Here is a 17,509-nt window from a genome sequence, read left to right on the forward strand (position 1 = left end):
GGTGGGTGCGTACGTGCAGCGCAACATCCCGAACAGCAAAATGGTGGTCCTGAAGGCAACCGGCCATTGTCCCAACCTGAGCGCGCCCGAGGAAGTCGTTGCCGCAATCCGAGATTTCGTCTGAGTGAACAACAATCATCCCGCCGATAGCGATTTCGAAGACCTCTACGAAAACGCGCCGTGCGGGTACCTCTCCGTTCGCCCGGACGGCCGCATCGATCGTGCCAATCGGACCCTGGCGGATTGGATGGGCTACCTGCCCGATGACCTGTCCGGGATGCGGCTCAGCGACCTGCTCAACATGGCCGGTCGCATATTCCTGGAGACCCATGTCGCGCCGCTGCTCCGGATGCAGGGTTTCTTCGACGAGTTCGCGCTCGATCTCCTGACCAAAAACGGAACGCGGCTGCCGGCGATCGCCAATGCGCGCGAGCGACGATCCGATGCCGACGCGCTCCTATTCACGCGCCTGACAATCATGCGCGCCACGGATCGGCGGCGCTATGAGCGCGGGCTCATCGACGCCCGCAACGAGAGCGACGAGCTCAAGACCGCTCTGGAGGAGCGTCTGCGACAGGAGCGCGAGAACGCGGAGCTGCGCGAGCAGTTCATCGCCGTCCTCGGCCATGACCTGCGCAATCCCCTCGCGTCGATTGCGGCGGGCGCCAGGCTGATGCTGAAGGCCAAGACGCCGGAGGACGCGCTGCGGCTCGAGGCCATGATGCAGAGCAGCGTCGGCCGAATGGCCAAGATGATCGAGAGCGTCATGGACTTGGCACGAGGCCGCCTTGGCGGAGGCATCTCGCTGTCCAAGTCAATTACGGCGATTGAACCCGTGCTCGACCAGGTCGTCGCCGAATTGACGGCGGCTCATCCGGAGCGCCGCATCGAAGCCAGCTTCGAGGTCGAGACACCGGTCTTCTGCGATCCGGCCCGTATCGCGCAATTGTTCTCGAACCTGCTCGGTAACGCAATCAGCCACGGCGCGCCCGATCAACCAGTGCGGGTCGAAGCTACCGCCAAAGCAGAAATGTTCGAACTCTCGGTGGCCAATGGAGGTGCGGCTATTCCGGAGGAGGCTCGGACGCGCCTATTTCAGCCGTTCTACCGAGGAAAGGCGCACGGCCCTTCTCAAGGGTTGGGACTTGGTCTGTACATCGCGTCTGAAATAGCGAAGGCGCACGGAGGTTCAATCGAAGTCGACTCGACCGACACAGAAACCAAGTTCACCTTGCGGATGCCCCTCGAAGGCGATGGATCCCTCCGGCCGCATTCCGCTCGCTGAGACCAGCGGCCTCCGGCGCGGTGGGCCGTCGATGCGAACGAATTCTACGGCAGCAACCGGCGGGCCTCGTGCATAGGAACACGGGCTGGCTTCTCGGCATCTCTCACTGGGTTTTCGTCCACCCTCCAGATGAACGAGAGTGATTTGGTCAATTTCCATCACCTCAGCCTCTTCCGGCGTCGGGCTTGCCAAACCTTCTACCGAAGCTGTCTGGAGGAGAGGCGGAAAAAGGGCGTGCGCCTGCTCCGCAGCTGGCTCACTGCGCAGCAGCGCGCACAGTTCGATCGGGATGGCTATTTCGAAGTGGTCGGGTGCGACACGGGTACGCGCTATCGCATCCGTCGTGGCACGTCGGCCAATATCCGCGAGGTCGATGCTTCCGGTCGGCTGGGAATGGGATGGTGCTTTGTACCCGCCGGCGAGCTCGTCGAAGGAGACGTGATGCTGGTACAAAAGATTGCCTTGGAGACGAGTGAACTTGAGACGCTGAACATCGCCAAGAACTTCTACGGGTGGTGACGCACGCGGCCCAAGACAATCCCTGCGCCTGCTTTCTCCCAGTCGTGCGCAACCAAAGTTCCGTGTGCACTTGTGTACAAAGCGCCGAATCCTTAAATCACAGTGCAGTACCGACGATCGCGCTACCCGCCAACCGCAGGAGCTGCGCCGTGGCCTACAACAAACCTTTCAATATTGCCGTCATAGGAGCTGGCGCAACAAAGCTGTCGGTGGTCGCTCTCGATCTGGAAAACGCGGAAGCTGCGTGCGACGTTGCCAGGCGGATGGCTGATGCGACTGGACGAACTGTCACCGTTCGCGATGCAGAAGGCGAGGTCCTCGGCATCTTTCCGGGCGCCAAGAAGAACTAGGAACGGCAACGGCACCCGGCGTTTGACGCTCATGCCGAGGTTCTTCTTCGAGTTTGATGAAAGGCGCGCCCCCAAGGACGGGGATGGTGAGGCTGAGGCCTTGGACAAAATCGAGAGCTGTGAACTGCAGCCTCTTGAAGGAAGCGAGGCGGCGAGCACCCAAATCGACGCGCTTGGGGGATCTTCGAGCAGCAGAGAAACACTAATCAATAACGTCACCCAGCCAGCCTCAAAGCCTTAGACCTCCTTTCCGGCTCGTCGCTCGATCATGGCGGGCCAAGCCTCCCGGCCCTTTTCAGTACCTGCCGCGAGTGCGCGGCTCGAGAGAGTTCAACGGGTAAAGGGCTCTCGACGAGGCGCCTCAATGACAAAGCGCCATCTCCGCGGGAAAAATCTCCTGGGTCATGACGAGGCTCGCCAACGTTGCGCTGTGCCGGTAGCGAACACCCCGCTGCAGGCCACATGGGTCCTTCTGGACTCAAATGGAGGGGGCAATCCTTCGACCTGCGGCGATACCGACATGTCGGCGCCAGAAGACTATGGCCCGCTGGGAGGCTCATGACGCGAGATAGCGAACCTCGAAAGCCGGAAATTGCCGCATGGCAGTGGAGGCAAATCGTCAACGGCGCGACCGATACCGCCATCATCACCACCGACCTGCGTGGCCGGGTGACGAGTTGGAACATTGGCGCGTGCAACATTCTCGGCTGGACGGAAGAGGAGATGATCGGCCGCTCCTTGAGCCGCGTCTTTGCGGAGGAGGACCAAGAAGCCCAGCTTAGCCGCGAAATCGCCGACGCGATGAAAAAGGGCAAGGGTGGCGGCGAAGAAGGCTGGCGCCTTCGCAACGATGGCTCACGTTTTTGGGCTGTTGGAGAACTCAGCCCGATCCGGGATAAATCGAATGTCGCAGGATTCATCAAGATCCTGAGGGACCGCACGGCGCAACGCGAGGCCGAAGAAGCCATCCGAGAAGAGCGGCACGCGCTCGAAGTCCTCAATCGCGCCGGTTCGGCTCTGGCCGCCGAGACCGACATCCAGCGCCTGGTCCAAATCGTTACTGACGCCGGCGTCGAACTGACGCGCGCAGAATTCGGCGCCTTCTTCTACAACGTCATCAACAGCGCCGGCGAGAGCTACATGCTCTATACCCTGTCCGGAGCGCCGATAGAGGCATTCTCGAAATTCCCCATGCCGCGAAATACGGAGGTGTTCGCACCGACCTTCCTGGGGCAGGGCATTGTTCGTTCTCACGATATCACAAAGGATCCGCGCTACGGTAAGAACTCGCCCGGCAAAGGGATGCCTGAAGGTCACCTGCCGGTCCGAAGCTATCTCGCCGTCTCCGTCATATCCCGGACGGGTGAAGTGCTCGGTGGTCTTTTTTTCGGGCACGCCCGAACCGGCGTGTTCAACGAACGCTCCGAGCGGGGTCTGTCCGGGCTTGCCGCCGAAGCAGCAGTCGCCATCGACAACGTCCGCCTCTCGCAAGCCATGCACCGAGAAATCGAGGAGCGGAAGCGGGCGCAAGAGGCGCTGGTCGAACTCAACGCCACTCTGGAACGGCAAGTGACGGAGCGGACCGAACAGCTGCGCAAGAATGAGGAGGCCCTGCGACACTCGCAGAAGATGGAGGCCGTGGGCCAACTGACGGGCGGCGTGGCGCACGATTTCAACAATCTGCTGCAGATCATTCTGGGGAATCTGGACACCCTGCAGCGCAATCTGCCGGCTGAATCTGGTCGGCTCCAGCGGGCGGCGAGAAACGCGATAACGGGAGCGCAACGGGCTGCCACGCTAACCCAGCGGCTCCTGGCGTTTTCGCGTCGTCAACCGCTCGATCCCAAGCCGCTCGATGTGAACGCACTTGTCAACGGACTGTCGGACATGATCCATCGACGCTCGGCGAAACGATCGACGTGGAAACTGTCCTCGGTGCAGGGGTGTGGCGAGTCGAAGCCGACCCGGCCGAATTAGAGGCGGCGATCATCAATCTCGCTGTCAACGCCCGCGACGCTATGACGAACGGCGGTCGACTGACGATCGAGACCAGCAATGCGCACATCGACGAGGCGTACGTCGCCGCGCACACCGAAGTCGTGCCGGGCCAGTACGTTGCCATCGCGGTCACGGACACGGGCGTCGGCATGGATTCGAAAACGGTCACTCAGGCTTTCGAGCCCTTTTTCACGACCAAAGCTGTCGGCAAGGGCACCGGACTGGGGCTCAGCCAAGTGTATGGCTTCGTCAAGCAGTCCGGCGGTCACGTCAAGATCTACTCGGAAGTGGGACAGGGAACGACGGTGAAGCTGTACTTGCCGCGGCTCGCGACGCAGGCGGCGGGTGCCGAGCAAGTCGAGTCCAATCCAAGTCCCGAAGCCGCACAGGAAGAGACCGTCCTCGTCCTCGAGGATGACGACGAGGTGAGAGCATATTCGGTCGACAGCCTCCGCGAGCTCGGCTACCGCGTCATCGAGGCCCATGACGGTCCATCTGCCCTGAGGCTGCTCGAGCGCCAGCCTCGGGTCGACCTCCTGTTCACGGATGTCGTTCTGCCCGGCGGCCTGACCGGCGCACAAGTCGCGGCTCAGGCAAAAACGCTGCGGCCCGCGCTCAAAGTGCTCTTTACAACCGGATACGCGCGCAACGCCATCATTCACCATGGCAGGCTCGATAAGGGCGTGCAGTTGATCGTCAAGCCATTCAGCTTCAGCGATCTGGCCACCAAGGTGCGCGATGTGCTGGACAGCTCGGGCTGACGCACTCCGCCGCAGCGAGCAGCAGGTCAATCACTGCATCTGCCGGCAGTAACGGCTCCAGGACAGCCCGAGCGGCGCGTCAATCCCGACAGATCTACCTTCCTACGGGCGACCAAAACCCGGGCAATACCGCAAGCCCGATCGGCCAGAACTCGGCGCGCGTGCGCCGGTTCCTCACGTGCGCATTGGCACTGGGCACTAGGTCCAGAGTTAAACAGCAATGGAAAATCCGTCCGATCCCGCTGAAAGCGAATTGCTGGACAAGCTTCGGCACCATATCCGAATCCTGGTCGAAATCGGCCGGCTTAGCGCGCGCGCCGACCTAAGCCGGTTCCTTGATCAGGTCGTTGTCCAGGTCGCGCGTGCCGTGGAGATATCCCACGTTAAGGTCCTTTGCTATCGACCGCGCGAGGCCGACCTTCTTGCTCTTGCGGGAACTGGATGGAAGGACGGACTGGTTGGTAGCGCCACCTTTTCGGTCGACCTGCGTTCGCCCCCGGGACGGGCGTTCCAGACGGCAGAGCCCGTGACCATCAAGAATGTGGCTGAGCAGGAGGAATACGACTATTCCGAGTGTTTGAAGGAGCACGGCATCGTCTCTCTCACCAACGTACCGATTCTGATTGAGGGTGCGGCGTGGGGTGTATTGGAGGTGGACAGCACTACCCTGCGCGACTTCAGTGAGGACACCACCGATTTTCTCATAGCTGCGGCCGCGATGATAAGTGCAGCAGTACGGCACCACAATGCAGAACCGGACGAAAGAGAACGCTTGATAGCCGCTGCTGCGGAAGCGCAAAGTCGCGAAATTCTGCTTCGCGAAATGCAACATCGCGTCAAGAATAATTTTCAACTGGTTATCGCCGCGATCTCCAATCAGAAACGTCGACGCCCTGCGGAAGATGTTCATCAGGCGCTCGACTACGTCGCAAGCCGCATCAGTGCAATTGCTATTGCCCATGATCAGCTCGCACCTCGACAAGACGGCCGTATCGTCAAACTATCTGACTACATCAGGGCTCTGTGCGGCGCGATACGTCAACAGGCTGACGGCGTCGACGTCGATGTGCAATGTGACGAGCTGGAACTGAGCATCGATAGGGCATTGCCGGTCGGGCTGGTTCTGAATGAGATCGCGATGAATAGCATTAAGCATGCGTTCGGACCGAGCGGGGGGAGAATCAGCGTGAGCTTGGTCGGAGGAATTGGCTATGGCGAGGCGCGCCTGACAGTGGCGGACAACGGGAGGGGTATTCGTGACATCAACGAGCATGGGTCTGGCTTAAAGCTCATCAACTCTCTGGCAAAACAGATTGGCGGGTTAGTTGAGCAAGCAAGCTCTGATTCCGGCACGGTCACCTCGCTTAGATTCCCGTTGATAACCTAATCGATTGCGAGCCATTTGATTGGCTATCTGCGATGTAGCTCCAGCGATGACCGTTGGCTTCAGATCTGCTGACTTCGATCTCTGTGTGGCTGCAAGGAGCTAGCTCCAAGCGCTGCAACGGCGAGACGTCGCGCTAGATGGTCTGTCGCCGGGTTCGCGTCTCGTCGTAGGGGCCACGTCCGCCTGAGCAAAAAAGGCTCCGGCGCCTGAGGGGCTTCTAGAGGAGAAAACTGCCGGGGCTGCTGGCCGTTCAAGCAAGTAGGCCGATGATGGCGAAAACAGAAATGGTCGCACTAAACTCATGTGAATAGCGTGCCGATGGTAGAATTGCTTTAATCGCAGAGAGCTCAGAGCACTAAACTGCCTGTTGCGAAGCCTCGCTTCATTCAACTCAAACGGCTCTTGAGCGTGAGTCTTAGTGCTGCGATCCAGTTTCACGACAATCGAGGTGAAATGCCGCTACGCACCCAATCCGAACCGATGGCGGGTCCTCAAAAGCCGGTTTGGCCTAGGAGTCCTTGTCAATGGCCGAGGGTGGCGTGACCAAGGCATGAAGATAGCCTGGGTCGAAGTCCGCCACATCTTCCAGCTTTTCCCGGTTGAGCAACTGAAAGTGTTGATGCTGCCACTCGATCATTCCTCCTTTCCTGAGCTCTTGGAGGGTCCGGTTCACGTGCACTATCGAAAGCCCGCACGCGTCGGCGACGTTCTGTTGCGTTAAGGGAAGTCGGAAGCAGTCGTTGTCGAGCAGCCCCACGAGCTGCAATCGAGTGGCGAACTCGCAAAGAAGATGAGCGACCCTGCCCAGGGCCTGCCGTGATCCCAAATTTTCGACCCATTCGCGATAGATGGCCGCGTGAATCAACGTCTCTCGCCAGAACGCCTGAATGAAAGCGGGTGAGTCTTTCATGAGCTCCCTCAGATAGGAATGCGGCACAAAGGCGATCTTGGAGCCGCCAACGCTGCAAAGGTCATGATCTACCAGCGGCAATTGCAGCGTATGTACGTCGGGCATGTCGCCCGCCACATAGAACGACGAAATTTGATTACGGTCTCCGATGACCCGTTGGCGCGACAAAAAACCACTGATCACGACCAAACAGCGGCCCGGCCTGTCGCCTTGGCGAACCGCATATTCCCCATGAGCGAGGGAAGTCACGGTATGCGGCATGTGCGCGAGCTTGGCTTGCTCTGGCTCAGCAAGAGACATGACTGCTTGCAGACGTGCAATGAGTTTGCGGTGTGGCAAGCGTGTGCTCCCCCGTTTGCAGGCGGGAGCGCGACGCGTCTCTCAGCCACCGACGCCCACGGATAGAGCCAGATCGGTGATCCCTGATTACGGCATAATATCTTGCGCTTATCCAGTAAATTGTGTCGCCCTCCGAACTCCATCGAGGCGGTCAGGCAGGTTGCCTCGCATTCGAGTCAGCAGAATTGCAGGCGCGATGTCCTGCATTCGTTGCCGTGATTGAACCAAGCAGCGCCAAGCTCAAGGGGCTCTTCATCTTCTGTTTCGGCAACATCCGGCCCTCATGGACTTCGTGAGTGACCGCCAGTTCGGCGTTCCGAGGGCAGCAGCCGCCGCACCAGCCGTTCCCCGCTCCAAAGATCGCCTGGTAGTACAGGCGATGGCATCTTCGACGCTTTCGACCTTGCCTTCCGAATTCCAGATTGTAAGCGCGATATTCAGTCATTTCGATAACATCTGCTGGCTTGTGACACTACTATCGCAGTCTGAACGGATAGTGCTGGGATGCCGGCGCGGCGATGCTCCAAGCTTAACGGGCTGACCGCGTGCGTCTCATCGATCCACAAACGCATCGAACCGCTGGGGCAGCGAAGTCTTGAGCACAGCGGCTTTGCAGTTCGGTGTTCGGCCGATAGATAAGCCGATGAAGAGCTCAAGCCGCGGCTCGAGCAAACGGTGCCGAAGGCTCTCGTTCGATGGAATTCGAGTAGGCCACGCACTACACCGGCGTTGTGAAACTGCCGCTCGTAGCTGTCCGGCCGCGAGGGCCAAACTTGCATGAGTTCCATCTCGCCGTCCCAATCTGAAGGGCGGCTATCGTACCGGTGTCTAGATGCGTCGCGTCCTGCTTCCAACATGGCGCTCTCACCAACATAAATGGCACCGCCCGTGCTTCGCATCCTTGGAGCGACGCGGTAGACCCAACGCCGGAATGACGGAGGCAATCCGGTCCTCGAACCGGGGAAGAGCCATGCCGGCCTGCGAAAACCTGCGGCAAGGACACGACAAGGCCTTTCAGTCGTAATGAGGGAAATACGCATGTCTCGATAGCTTCGAGTGCGAGATCAAGGCGTTGGGGCCGACGTGCAAATTTTCCGGCACGCGGATTCGGTCATGATCTTGAGGCCAGCGAGATCATTTTGCAATCACTGCGCCAGGAGAGACGTTGTCGTCGAGCTTTCCGTTTCGTGAGACGAACGGCAGCCAGATCCCAGCTAAGCCAAGTAAAGCCCAAATCGGATACGTCGCGATTACGCAACCGAACTGTCAAGAGATGAGAGCGAACAACCCTGTCGGACATGCAGCTCGAGAAGTTCACGCAATGCGAAAGACTCGCTCGCCCAGTCGTATCATCCGTCCCAGCTCACAAATGCAGCATCCCGGATCGTGCCGTCTGAGATGTTCCACGCGGCTGCACGTGCTGAGCCAGGAGAGCCGCGGCGCAATCAGAAGGTGCCGTACGACTCATGCTCTCGAATATGCGTGACTCTATCAATCCCAATCTTATGAAGGTCTCCAGCGCGATGCGATGTACTTCTCTGCCTCTGCCAGATCCGGGAAAGTAGGGTGATTCGGTGCGCCAAGCGGGCCAAAAGCGGCTTCGATGAACCAACGACCAGCGAGCTCACCATGTTGCTCAGAGAGGCGTACCAGCACTGCAGCGAGTCGGTCATCCACGAAGGCGAGAAAGCCCTCCTCGTCGTAACCGTTCGCGACGCGCACTGGCTGCAGTTTGAGGCTCACGGTTTGTCCGCTTCGGTCGGGTCGAGATGCAGGTGTTTCGGGTCAAACTCTCCGGCCTCTCTGAGGCCCGACCAGTTCAACACGGCAAGCACCCCTCCGCTGAGGCTAATGAGATCTGCACCTCGAAGTTCCTGGAGTGATCGATTGACGTGAACGGTCGAAAGCCCAGGCGCATCGTCGATTTCAGCCTGGGTCACCGGCGACTCGCATTCTCGTTCGTCCGCGGGATCCACCGCTCGAAGGCGCACGAATATCTCGTAGAGAACGTGAGCGATGCGGGTAGCGGCCGACCGACGGCCCATGCCCAGAATCCATTCGCGAAACACGGCGGCATCGATCAGCGTATTGCGCCAGAACACCTTGGCCACCCGCGGACACATTTGCATCAGGTGTTGCAGCGCTTCGTGCGGAATGAACGCCAACCGCGCATCGGTCAGCGCGCCAAGGTAATGGTCCATGACCTTTAGCTGGAGGCTTTGGAGGTCTGGAATGTCGCCCGGAAAATGGAATGAGAAGATCTGCCGACGCCCCTCGGCGGTGAACTAGTAGCGGCAGAGCAAACCTTGGATAACCAGGCAGCATTCTGACGGCCAGTCCCCTTCTGACGCGACATCGTGATCCGCGTGACCTGCCTGACCCTCAGCGGCAGGCTCAACACGGACCTGATCTCAAGTCCCGTTAGAGGCGCAATGCTGCGCAGCTTCGGAGCAGTGTTTGTGCTCCGGGCCGAGGTTGGTAAGGTCATTCAAAGTGTGGCTCCCATCCGCAGGCGCACGTATGCTTTGCGCCGCGAACTGTTCGGCGCCTGTGATCAGTCGGTAGCAGAAATTTGCCGAATGGGCGCCCTAACATAAGCTGGTTTACGCACTCCGAGGAGGAACAATGGGTTCATCGACATTGGAACCATTCATCCGCAAGCTCGAAATTGGGGCGGAGCTATCGGCTGAGGATCGTCAAAGGCTTAGCCAGCTCACCTTCCAGACAAAAGCGATCGGGTCCCACGAAGACGTCATCAAGGAGGGCGACAGGCCAGACCACGTTCACCTGGTCCTTTCGGGCTTCGCGTGCCGCTACAAAGTCCTGCCCGGCGGTGATCGTCAGATCCTGGCCTGGCTGGTGCCGGGCGACATGTGCGACCTGCATATCTCGATACTGGGCGAGATGGATCATACGATCGGCACGCTATCGCCTTGCCAGATGGCATTCATCCCACGCGACATCATCGAAGAACTTACGTTGGCGGGCGGCACCATCTGCCGCGCGTTATGGTGGGCTACTCTCGTCGACGAAGCGATCTTGCGGGAGTGGCTGGTCGGGCTCGGCCGGCGAACGGCCGATCGGCGCATGGCACATCTATTTTGCGAACTTAATCTGCGGCTCTTGAGTGTCGGGGCGGCGACCGGCGATAGCTTCGATCTTCCGGCGACTCAGGACGAGCTCGGCGACACCTTGGGCCTATCCACCGTGCACGTGAACCGGACATTGCAGCACCTACGTGAGGACAAGTTTCTCACCTTGACGAGCAAACGGCTGACCATCCTGGACCGCCTGCGTCTGGAGGAGTTCGCCGAGTTCGACCCCAATTATCTCCATCTAGACAAGCGCCCCCATTGAACGACTGACGAAGGCAATTCGAGAGAAAGTGCCTCGCCAACAGTAGGCGTCAGGCAAGCGAGGGGCATCTGTGCGACATGGATCAGCTTGCGTACCAGTGAACCTGGCGGCTTAGTCTGTAAACGGGGGCCTACCGGGTCGTCGCTGTAAATGGTTCGTGGCCTGCACCCCGCAAATGCATCAACTATTTCGCCCCGTCACGAAGCGCCAAATCATGAAAGGCTTAATCATGGAGGCCGATCCGAGCGCGCCTTCTGACGGGGTCACCAGCAAGCCTCACGATCACTCCGTCGCGCCATTGCATTTTCCGACCAGCCCGAGCTATATCGGCCCCGGCTGCCTCGCGGACGAACTATCCCGCGCCATGAGCGGAAAGTTTTTGCAAGATAGGACCGGCGAAAGCCGTCGAGAAAGCGGGTGAGCTCGTAGCCACTAGCCGGCGTTTCGCTAGCGAACCAGTCTTTTACGCGATAGAAGTCTTACCATTCCGGTCCGTCCTGCTGAGACAAATCATGAAGAAGGCGTCCGCCCCGAACATTGACAGGGTGAGGTTAGGTCTCGATCCCCTGGTTGCAATAAGCCTGACGGGCGCTGTGCTCTTCTTCCTGATCAGCGGAGCCGTTGCCTCCTTCAACCTCGAAGCGTTGCGAGAGGGCAATCAAAAAATCACTCAGTCGCACAGGGCAATCATCGCGCTCGATGAGTTGCTAATAGGCATGCAAGACGCGGAAACGGGCCAACGCGGATTTATCATCACCAACAACGAAGATTATCTTGTTCCCTATAACTCGGCTCTGACGGCAATTCCGACGAAGCTGGATGAAGTCCGCGCATTGGTCATCGATGATCCCGCCCAGAAGCAAAGGCTCATATTTCTCAAAGCTCATGTCGATGCGAAACTCATAGAGCTCAAGAGAGCCATCGACCTTAGGCGCGCCCAAAGCCTTGAAGCGGCGATAGCAGCCGTGAACTCCAATCGGGGCAAGATCGAGATGGACGCGATCCGAGCTCAAATCGCGGGCATGGCCGGAGAAGAAGCGAGACTGCGCGCGGCCCGCCGCACAGAAATGACGGCTGCTCAAAATACGGCCCTTGTCAGCGGTCTCCTGTCCGGGCTCCTCGGCATTCTCCTGACGGGCATGATAGCCTTCTTAGTTCGCAGAGCGACGCTTGCTCGGCGTCGCGAGGAATGGTTGCAATCCGGTCTAATGGGATTGGCCAGGGCGATCATGGGGGATCAACCAGTCGGCCATCTTGGTAACAGCATCCTAGATTACCTCGCTGGCTATCTCGGCGCGGTAGCCGGCGCCGTGTTCGTTGGATCTGGCGAAATTTTCCGGCGTACGGCGACATATGCAGTCCCGGAGGACGCGGTCATTACCACGCAGTTTAAGCTAAGAGAGGGTTTACTCGGCCAAGCTGCTGCCGAGGGTCGAACTGTGTTGATCGGCGAGATCCCCGATGGCTATCTCTCATTCGGTTCCGCTCTGGGTCGGGCCAAGCCAAGCTATCTCGTCGTCTTTCCTGGAATGAACGACGGAGTTGTGAACTCAGTGATCGAGCTCGGCTTTCTGCGCCCTGTCGACGAGAGCGCTCTTGCTCTCCTGGAGCAAGCCTCCACTGCGGTCGCGATAGCTGTCCGCTCTGCAAATTATCGTGCCGAATTACAGAGCCTTCTCGAGGAAACGCAGCGTCAATCCGAGGAGCTACAGACGCAAAGCGAAGAGCTGCGCGTTTCGAACGAAGAATTGGAGGAGCAGAGCCGTGCTTTGAAAGAGTCTCAGTCACGGCTCGAACAGCAGCAGGTCGAACTTGAGCAGACAAATTCACAACTTGAGGAGCAGACGCAGCAACTCGAGATGCAGCGCAACGATCTAGAGCGAGCAAACGCTTCCGTTCATTTGAAGGCTCGAGAGCTGGAGCAGGCGAGCCGATACAAGTCGGACTTTCTTGCCAACATGTCTCATGAGCTGCGAACGCCCCTCAATTCTTCGCTGATCCTTGCGAAACTGCTGGCCGACAACCGAGAGGGAAACTTGACCGATGAGCAGGTCAAGTATGCGGAGACCATCCAATCCTCTGGGAATGATCTGCTGAGCCTAATCAACGATATTCTGGATCTTTCAAAAATCGAGGCAGGCCATGTGCAAATCCGGCCTGACACCATAGCGGTGGATCGTCTGACCAATAATATTCGAAAGATATTTGAGCCGGTGGCTAAGCAGAAGAAATTGGATTTCGTACTGGAAGTCGCGCCGGGAAGCCCCGCGAGCATCGAGACGGATGGCCAGCGGCTTGAGCAGGTGCTCAAGAATCTGCTGTCAAATGCTTTCAAGTTCACTGAGTCTGGCCGCGTGGGCGTCGTAATACGACCAGCCGGTGACGGCAATATCGTTTTCGCGGTGTCGGATACTGGGATTGGGATTGCCGAGGAGCAGCAGGAAAGCGTGTTCGAGGCGTTCCACCAAGCCGACGGCACAATCAGCCGGAGATTCGGCGGGACGGGTCTTGGCCTATCCATCTCGAGGCAGCTCGTCCGCTTGTTGGGCGGCTCCATTCACCTTAAGAGCCAGCAAGGACAGGGTAGCACGTTCTCGATAACAATTCCCCAGACCTACGATCCTGCACGGGTCGCGCCGCGCGACGCCCCGCCACACAACACGCTTGCAGCTGTTGTTACTCCCGCCGAACCAACCAGGGCACCAAGGCGTAGCAGCAAAGTTGCTGACGATCGGGACGCGCCTTCCGACGGCAAGAAGGTCCTGTTGGTGATTGAGGACGATGAGACATTCGCCGCCATTCTACGTGACCTGTCTCGCGAAAGTGGGTTTAGATGCCTGGTCAGCGACACCGCGGAAGAGGCGCTGGAAATGGCTAGGCTGTACAAGCCTAGTGCTGTCGTTCTCGATGTCGGCCTCCCCGATCAATCTGGTCTTGCCGTCCTCGATCGTTTGAAGCGGGACGAACAGATGCGGCACATCCCGATTCACGTTGTCTCTGCAGCCGACCACGCTGAAACTGCTCTTACGCTTGGTGCTGTCGGGTTTCTTGGCAAGCCGGTTAGGCGGGAGGACTTGATCGACGTTCTACAAAAGCTTGAGGCCAAGCTTTCGCAGCGAGTGCATCGCATTCTCATCGTTGAAGACGACGCGGTACAACGCGACGCAGTCGCCAAGTTACTTACCTCCCATAATGTCGAAACCGTCACAGCAGGCACTGCAGCCGACTGCTTGCGGCTTCTTAAGGAAGAGACCTTTGACTGTATGGTTCTGGATCTTTCACTGCCTGACGCCTCAGGCTATTCCCTTCTCGAAACATTGAGCAGTGAGAGCGCTTACTCTTTTCCACCGGTGATCGTCTATACGGGCCGCGAACTCACAGCTGACGATGAACAGCGGCTGCGTCGCTACTCCAAGTCGATCATCATAAAGGGCGCGAAGTCTCCCGAGCGGTTAATCGATGAGGTTAGCCTATTTCTGCACCAGGTGGTGTCAAACCTGCCGGACGAGCAGCAGAAGATGATCCGTCAGGCGAGGAGTCGCGATGCGATGCTTGAGGGTAGGCGTATTCTCGTGGTCGAAGACGACGTCCGGAACGTCTATGCGCTGACGAACATACTCGAACCTCGTGGTGCGACCATCGATATCGCGCGGAACGGTCGAGAGGCCATAGAGGCGCTCAATAAAGCTGCGAAACAACCCGGTTCGGCAATCGACCTCGTTTTGATGGACGTAATGATGCCGGTCATGGATGGGCTGGCGGCAACGAAGGAAATCCGCAGCAACCCGGATTGGAGGAAGCTTCCGATCATTGCTTTGACAGCGAAAGCGATGCCTGACGATCAGCAGCGCTGCATCGACGCCGGTGCCAACGACTACATGGCCAAACCGCTTGACGTCGAGAAGCTCCTCTCTCTCGTGCGTGTTTGGATGCCGCGGTGAGCAGTAGTCCAATTCCCGAGAAGATTGAAGATATCGAGATCAGGCTCCTTCTCGATGCCCTGTATTTCAAGTATCACTACGATTTTCGAAATTATGCGATGGCTTCAATCAAGCGACGCCTCAAGCAGGCTCGTGAGCAGCTCGGCTTCAAAACATTCTCCGCAATGCAAGAAAGCCTCTTGCACGAACCATTGATGTTGCCACGCATTCTCGGCTATCTCACGGTTCAAGTCAGCGAAATGTTTCGCGATCCAAGTTATTTCCGAGCCATTCGGGAAAATGTGATCCCGCACCTTCGCACTTATCCGTCGCTAAAGGTTTGGATTGCGGGCTGCAGTAACGGGGAAGAGTTATATTCGTTCGCCATTCTCTTTTGCGAAGAAGGGCTCTTGGAGCGTACGCTATTCTATGCCACGGACATCAACGAAGATGCATTGCATGCCGCAGAGGCGGGAATCTTCGGACTCGACCGCATTCAGCTCTTCACTGAAAACCACCGGAAATCAGGCGGCCACTCTTCATTGTCCGATTACTATCAGGCGGCATACGGTAGGGCCTCCTTCGACAAGAAGCTGCGTCAAAGGGTCGTCTTCTCTGACCATAGCTTGGTGACCGACTCCGCTTTTGCTGAGGTGCAACTGATCTCCTGTCGGAATGTTTTAATATATTTCGATCGAGATTTGCAGGATCGTGCCCTTGGCCTCTTTAAGGACTCGCTGGCGCGAAAAGGCTTTCTCGGACTTGGCGCCAAGGAAAGCCTTCGCTTCTCGAAGCATTCCGGAGCCTTCACAGACTTTGTGCGCGAGGAAAAAATCTATCAGAGGCGACGGGAATGATGGAGGAGAAATCCGATGCCATAGTCATTGGAGCGTCAGCGGGCGCCCTTGAAGCGTTATCCGTTCTGCTCATGGCACTGCCTGCCGAGTTCAGTCTACCCTTGATGGTGGTGGTACACCTGCCGCCCGACAGGCGAAGCGTTCTAGCCGAACTCCTTCAGCAAAAGTGCCGGATTTCCGTTCGTGAAGCCGAGGACAAGGAGCCGGTCAGTGGAGGGACTGTGTACCTCGCGCCACCAGACTATCATCTCCTGGTCGAGCCGGATAAAACTCTAGCTCTCTCCAGCGACGAGCCTGTCCTCTTTTCAAGGCCTTCAATCGACGTCCTGTTCGAAAGTGCAGCCGATGCGTATGGATCCGCCTTGATTGCCATTGTTCTTACCGGCGCAAACTCGGATGGCGCCAAGGGAATGTGCGCGGTTGTTGCAGTTGACGGCATTGCCATCGTTCAGAACCCGGAGAGCGCGTTCGCTTCGACGATGCCGAGAAGCGCGCTTGAACTCACCCCAAGTGCGCGGGTCATGACCCTCGATGCGATTGCAGCTTATTTGCGAGAAGTGGGAGTTTCAACGTGAGCCCCGTGAAGTTCTTGTTGGTCGACGATCTGGAGGAGAATCTGCTTTCGCTAGGCGCGCTCCTTCAGCGTGATGGCCTCATTCTAGTGAAGGCACGCTCGGCGGATCAAGCGCTTGAGCTCCTGCTCGAGCATGATTTCGCATTAGCGCTGATTGATGTGCAGATGCCTGGCATGAACGGCTTTGAGTTGGCTGAGCTGATGCGTGGAAATGAGCGCACCCGCCGAATTCCAATCATTTTTGTGACAGCCGGCAGCGCCGACGGTCAACGTCGGTTCCATGGCTATGAAGCTGGTGCCGTCGACTTCATTCAGAAGCCGATTGAGACCGATATTCTGCGCTCTAAAGCGGAGGTGTTCTTCCAGCTTTATCGCCAGTGGCAACAGATCGCCGCACAGAGGGACGAAATCAAACTTCAAGCTCGAGCTCTCGAAGAAGCGGGCCGTCGCAAAGATGAATCCCTTATAAGCCTCACGCACGACATCAGCCTGCAGAAGAATGCCCGTGCGCAGCAAGACGTGCTGCTGAAGGAGATCAATCATCGTATCAAGAATCTTTTCAGCGTCACTGCAGGATTGATTGCTCTAAGCGCACAATCGGCCACAACAGTCGAAGAGCTTGCGATGGATCTCCGGTCCAGACTGCTAGCACTGTCTCGTGCGCATGATTTGACCCTGCCGGATCTGAGCAGTGGCGGTACAGCTAAAGCCGCCACTTCCGTCAGAGCGTTGCTCAGTGCGATCTTGGCTCCTCACGAGGATGAGCAAGCGTCTCGTATCGCCATCAGTGGATCGGACGCTCCGCTTTCAGGTAACGCATTGACATCTCTTGCGCTGCTACTTCACGAACTTACGACGAATGCGGCGAAGTATGGCGCTCTGTGTTTCCCAGATGGCCGACTCATCATTGCGATTGAGGCAACGCAAGAGCTGTTTCGGTTGAAATGGGAGGAAAGCGGGTCTACGCCGATGGCCGAGGTCGCGTCGCGCGAAGGGTTTGGAACAGTCCTCGAGAAAGCCGCTCTCAACGGGTTGGGCGGGCACATATCCAGACATTGGAGGAATAATGGGCTCTCTTTGTTTCTCGAGATCCCCCTGGCGAACCTTGCGACATGATCAGGACGGAAGGCGTATGCGGTGCGGCTTCACCGTTCAGGAGATCAATCGGCTCGTCCGCTATCGTGATGGGCGCGGAGAACGAAGTAATGGAACGGTTAATCGCCGTTCTGCGCCCGCCAAGTCATGACACCGA

Annotated in this window: 15 protein-coding genes; 12 read left to right on the forward strand and 3 right to left on the reverse strand. The window is 58.1% G+C overall.

The window, feature by feature from the left end; all coding sequences use genetic code 11:
• From IVB47_RS27775 to IVB47_RS27810, 7 genes are all read left to right on the forward strand, one after another.
• On the forward strand, positions 1 to 124 hold a 124-nt coding region (locus tag IVB47_RS27775), incomplete at its 5' end, for an alpha/beta hydrolase (protein ID WP_247466120.1).
• Positions 125 to 1,285, forward strand: coding sequence for a PAS domain-containing sensor histidine kinase (locus tag IVB47_RS27780; protein WP_247466043.1), 1,161 nt, complete (start codon positions 125 to 127; stop codon positions 1,283 to 1,285). It abuts the gene before it with no gap.
• 210 nt (positions 1,286 to 1,495) lie between these two features.
• A complete protein-coding gene (locus tag IVB47_RS27785) occupies positions 1,496 to 1,804 on the forward strand; it encodes a hypothetical protein (RefSeq protein WP_247466122.1) in 309 nt (102 codons plus the stop codon).
• A gap of 149 nt (positions 1,805 to 1,953) precedes the next feature.
• Positions 1,954 to 2,154 carry a hypothetical protein gene (locus tag IVB47_RS27790; RefSeq protein ID WP_247466045.1) on the forward strand — a complete coding sequence of 67 codons (201 nt, stop codon included), beginning with the start codon at positions 1,954 to 1,956 and terminating at the stop codon, positions 2,152 to 2,154.
• A gap of 558 nt (positions 2,155 to 2,712) precedes the next feature.
• Positions 2,713 to 4,131, forward strand: coding sequence for a PAS domain S-box protein (locus tag IVB47_RS35575; RefSeq protein ID WP_247466048.1), 1,419 nt, complete (start codon positions 2,713 to 2,715; stop codon positions 4,129 to 4,131).
• Positions 4,074 to 4,913, forward strand: a complete 840-nt coding sequence (locus IVB47_RS35580; protein WP_346730815.1) for an ATP-binding protein — start codon at positions 4,074 to 4,076, stop codon at positions 4,911 to 4,913. The genes IVB47_RS35575 and IVB47_RS35580 overlap by 58 nt, the downstream gene beginning before the upstream one ends.
• A gap of 220 nt (positions 4,914 to 5,133) precedes the next feature.
• Positions 5,134 to 6,300 (forward strand): histidine kinase dimerization/phosphoacceptor domain -containing protein, encoded by a 1,167-nt coding sequence (locus IVB47_RS27810; RefSeq protein WP_247429187.1) that lies wholly within the window; start codon positions 5,134 to 5,136, stop codon positions 6,298 to 6,300.
• 508 nt (positions 6,301 to 6,808) lie between these two features.
• Here the strand turns inward: IVB47_RS27810 and IVB47_RS27815 are convergent.
• The 3 genes from IVB47_RS27815 to IVB47_RS27825 all read right to left on the reverse strand — a co-directional run bounded on the left by IVB47_RS27815 (position 6,809) and on the right by IVB47_RS27825 (position 9,750).
• Positions 6,809 to 7,549: a Crp/Fnr family transcriptional regulator gene (locus IVB47_RS27815; protein ID WP_247466053.1), complete on the reverse strand. Its 741-nt coding sequence runs from the start codon at positions 7,547 to 7,549 to the stop codon at positions 6,809 to 6,811.
• Positions 7,550 to 9,052: 1,503 nt separating this feature from the next.
• Positions 9,053 to 9,292, reverse strand: a complete 240-nt coding sequence (locus tag IVB47_RS27820) for a hypothetical protein (protein WP_247466056.1) — start codon at positions 9,290 to 9,292, stop codon at positions 9,053 to 9,055.
• On the reverse strand, positions 9,289 to 9,750 hold the full coding sequence (locus IVB47_RS27825) for a Crp/Fnr family transcriptional regulator (protein WP_247429178.1): 462 nt from the start codon (positions 9,748 to 9,750) through the stop codon (positions 9,289 to 9,291). The genes IVB47_RS27820 and IVB47_RS27825 overlap by 4 nt, the downstream gene beginning before the upstream one ends.
• 424 nt (positions 9,751 to 10,174) lie before the next feature.
• On the opposite strand from IVB47_RS27825, the gene IVB47_RS27830 reads away from it, so the two are divergent.
• From IVB47_RS27830 to IVB47_RS27850, 5 genes are all read left to right on the forward strand, one after another.
• Entirely contained in the window at positions 10,175 to 10,906 is a 732-nt protein-coding gene (locus IVB47_RS27830; RefSeq protein ID WP_247466060.1) for a Crp/Fnr family transcriptional regulator, read from the forward strand.
• A gap of 512 nt (positions 10,907 to 11,418) precedes the next feature.
• Entirely contained in the window at positions 11,419 to 14,847 is a 3,429-nt protein-coding gene (locus IVB47_RS27835) for a response regulator (RefSeq protein ID WP_247466064.1), read from the forward strand.
• Positions 14,844 to 15,683, forward strand: a complete 840-nt coding sequence (locus tag IVB47_RS27840; protein WP_247466067.1) for a CheR family methyltransferase — start codon at positions 14,844 to 14,846, stop codon at positions 15,681 to 15,683. The genes IVB47_RS27835 and IVB47_RS27840 overlap by 4 nt, the downstream gene beginning before the upstream one ends.
• A complete protein-coding gene (locus IVB47_RS27845; RefSeq protein WP_247466070.1) occupies positions 15,680 to 16,258 on the forward strand; it encodes a chemotaxis protein CheB in 579 nt (192 codons plus the stop codon). Before IVB47_RS27840 ends, IVB47_RS27845 begins: the two co-directional genes overlap by 4 nt.
• Complete coding sequence (locus IVB47_RS27850) at positions 16,255 to 17,373, forward strand: response regulator (protein WP_247466074.1); 1,119 nt, start codon at positions 16,255 to 16,257, stop codon at positions 17,371 to 17,373. The genes IVB47_RS27845 and IVB47_RS27850 overlap by 4 nt, the downstream gene beginning before the upstream one ends.
• Positions 17,374 to 17,509: the final 136 nt, after the last annotated feature.

The sequence above is a fragment of the Bradyrhizobium sp. 62 genome (genome assembly GCF_023073035.1).
GTDB lineage: Bacteria > Pseudomonadota > Alphaproteobacteria > Rhizobiales > Xanthobacteraceae > Bradyrhizobium.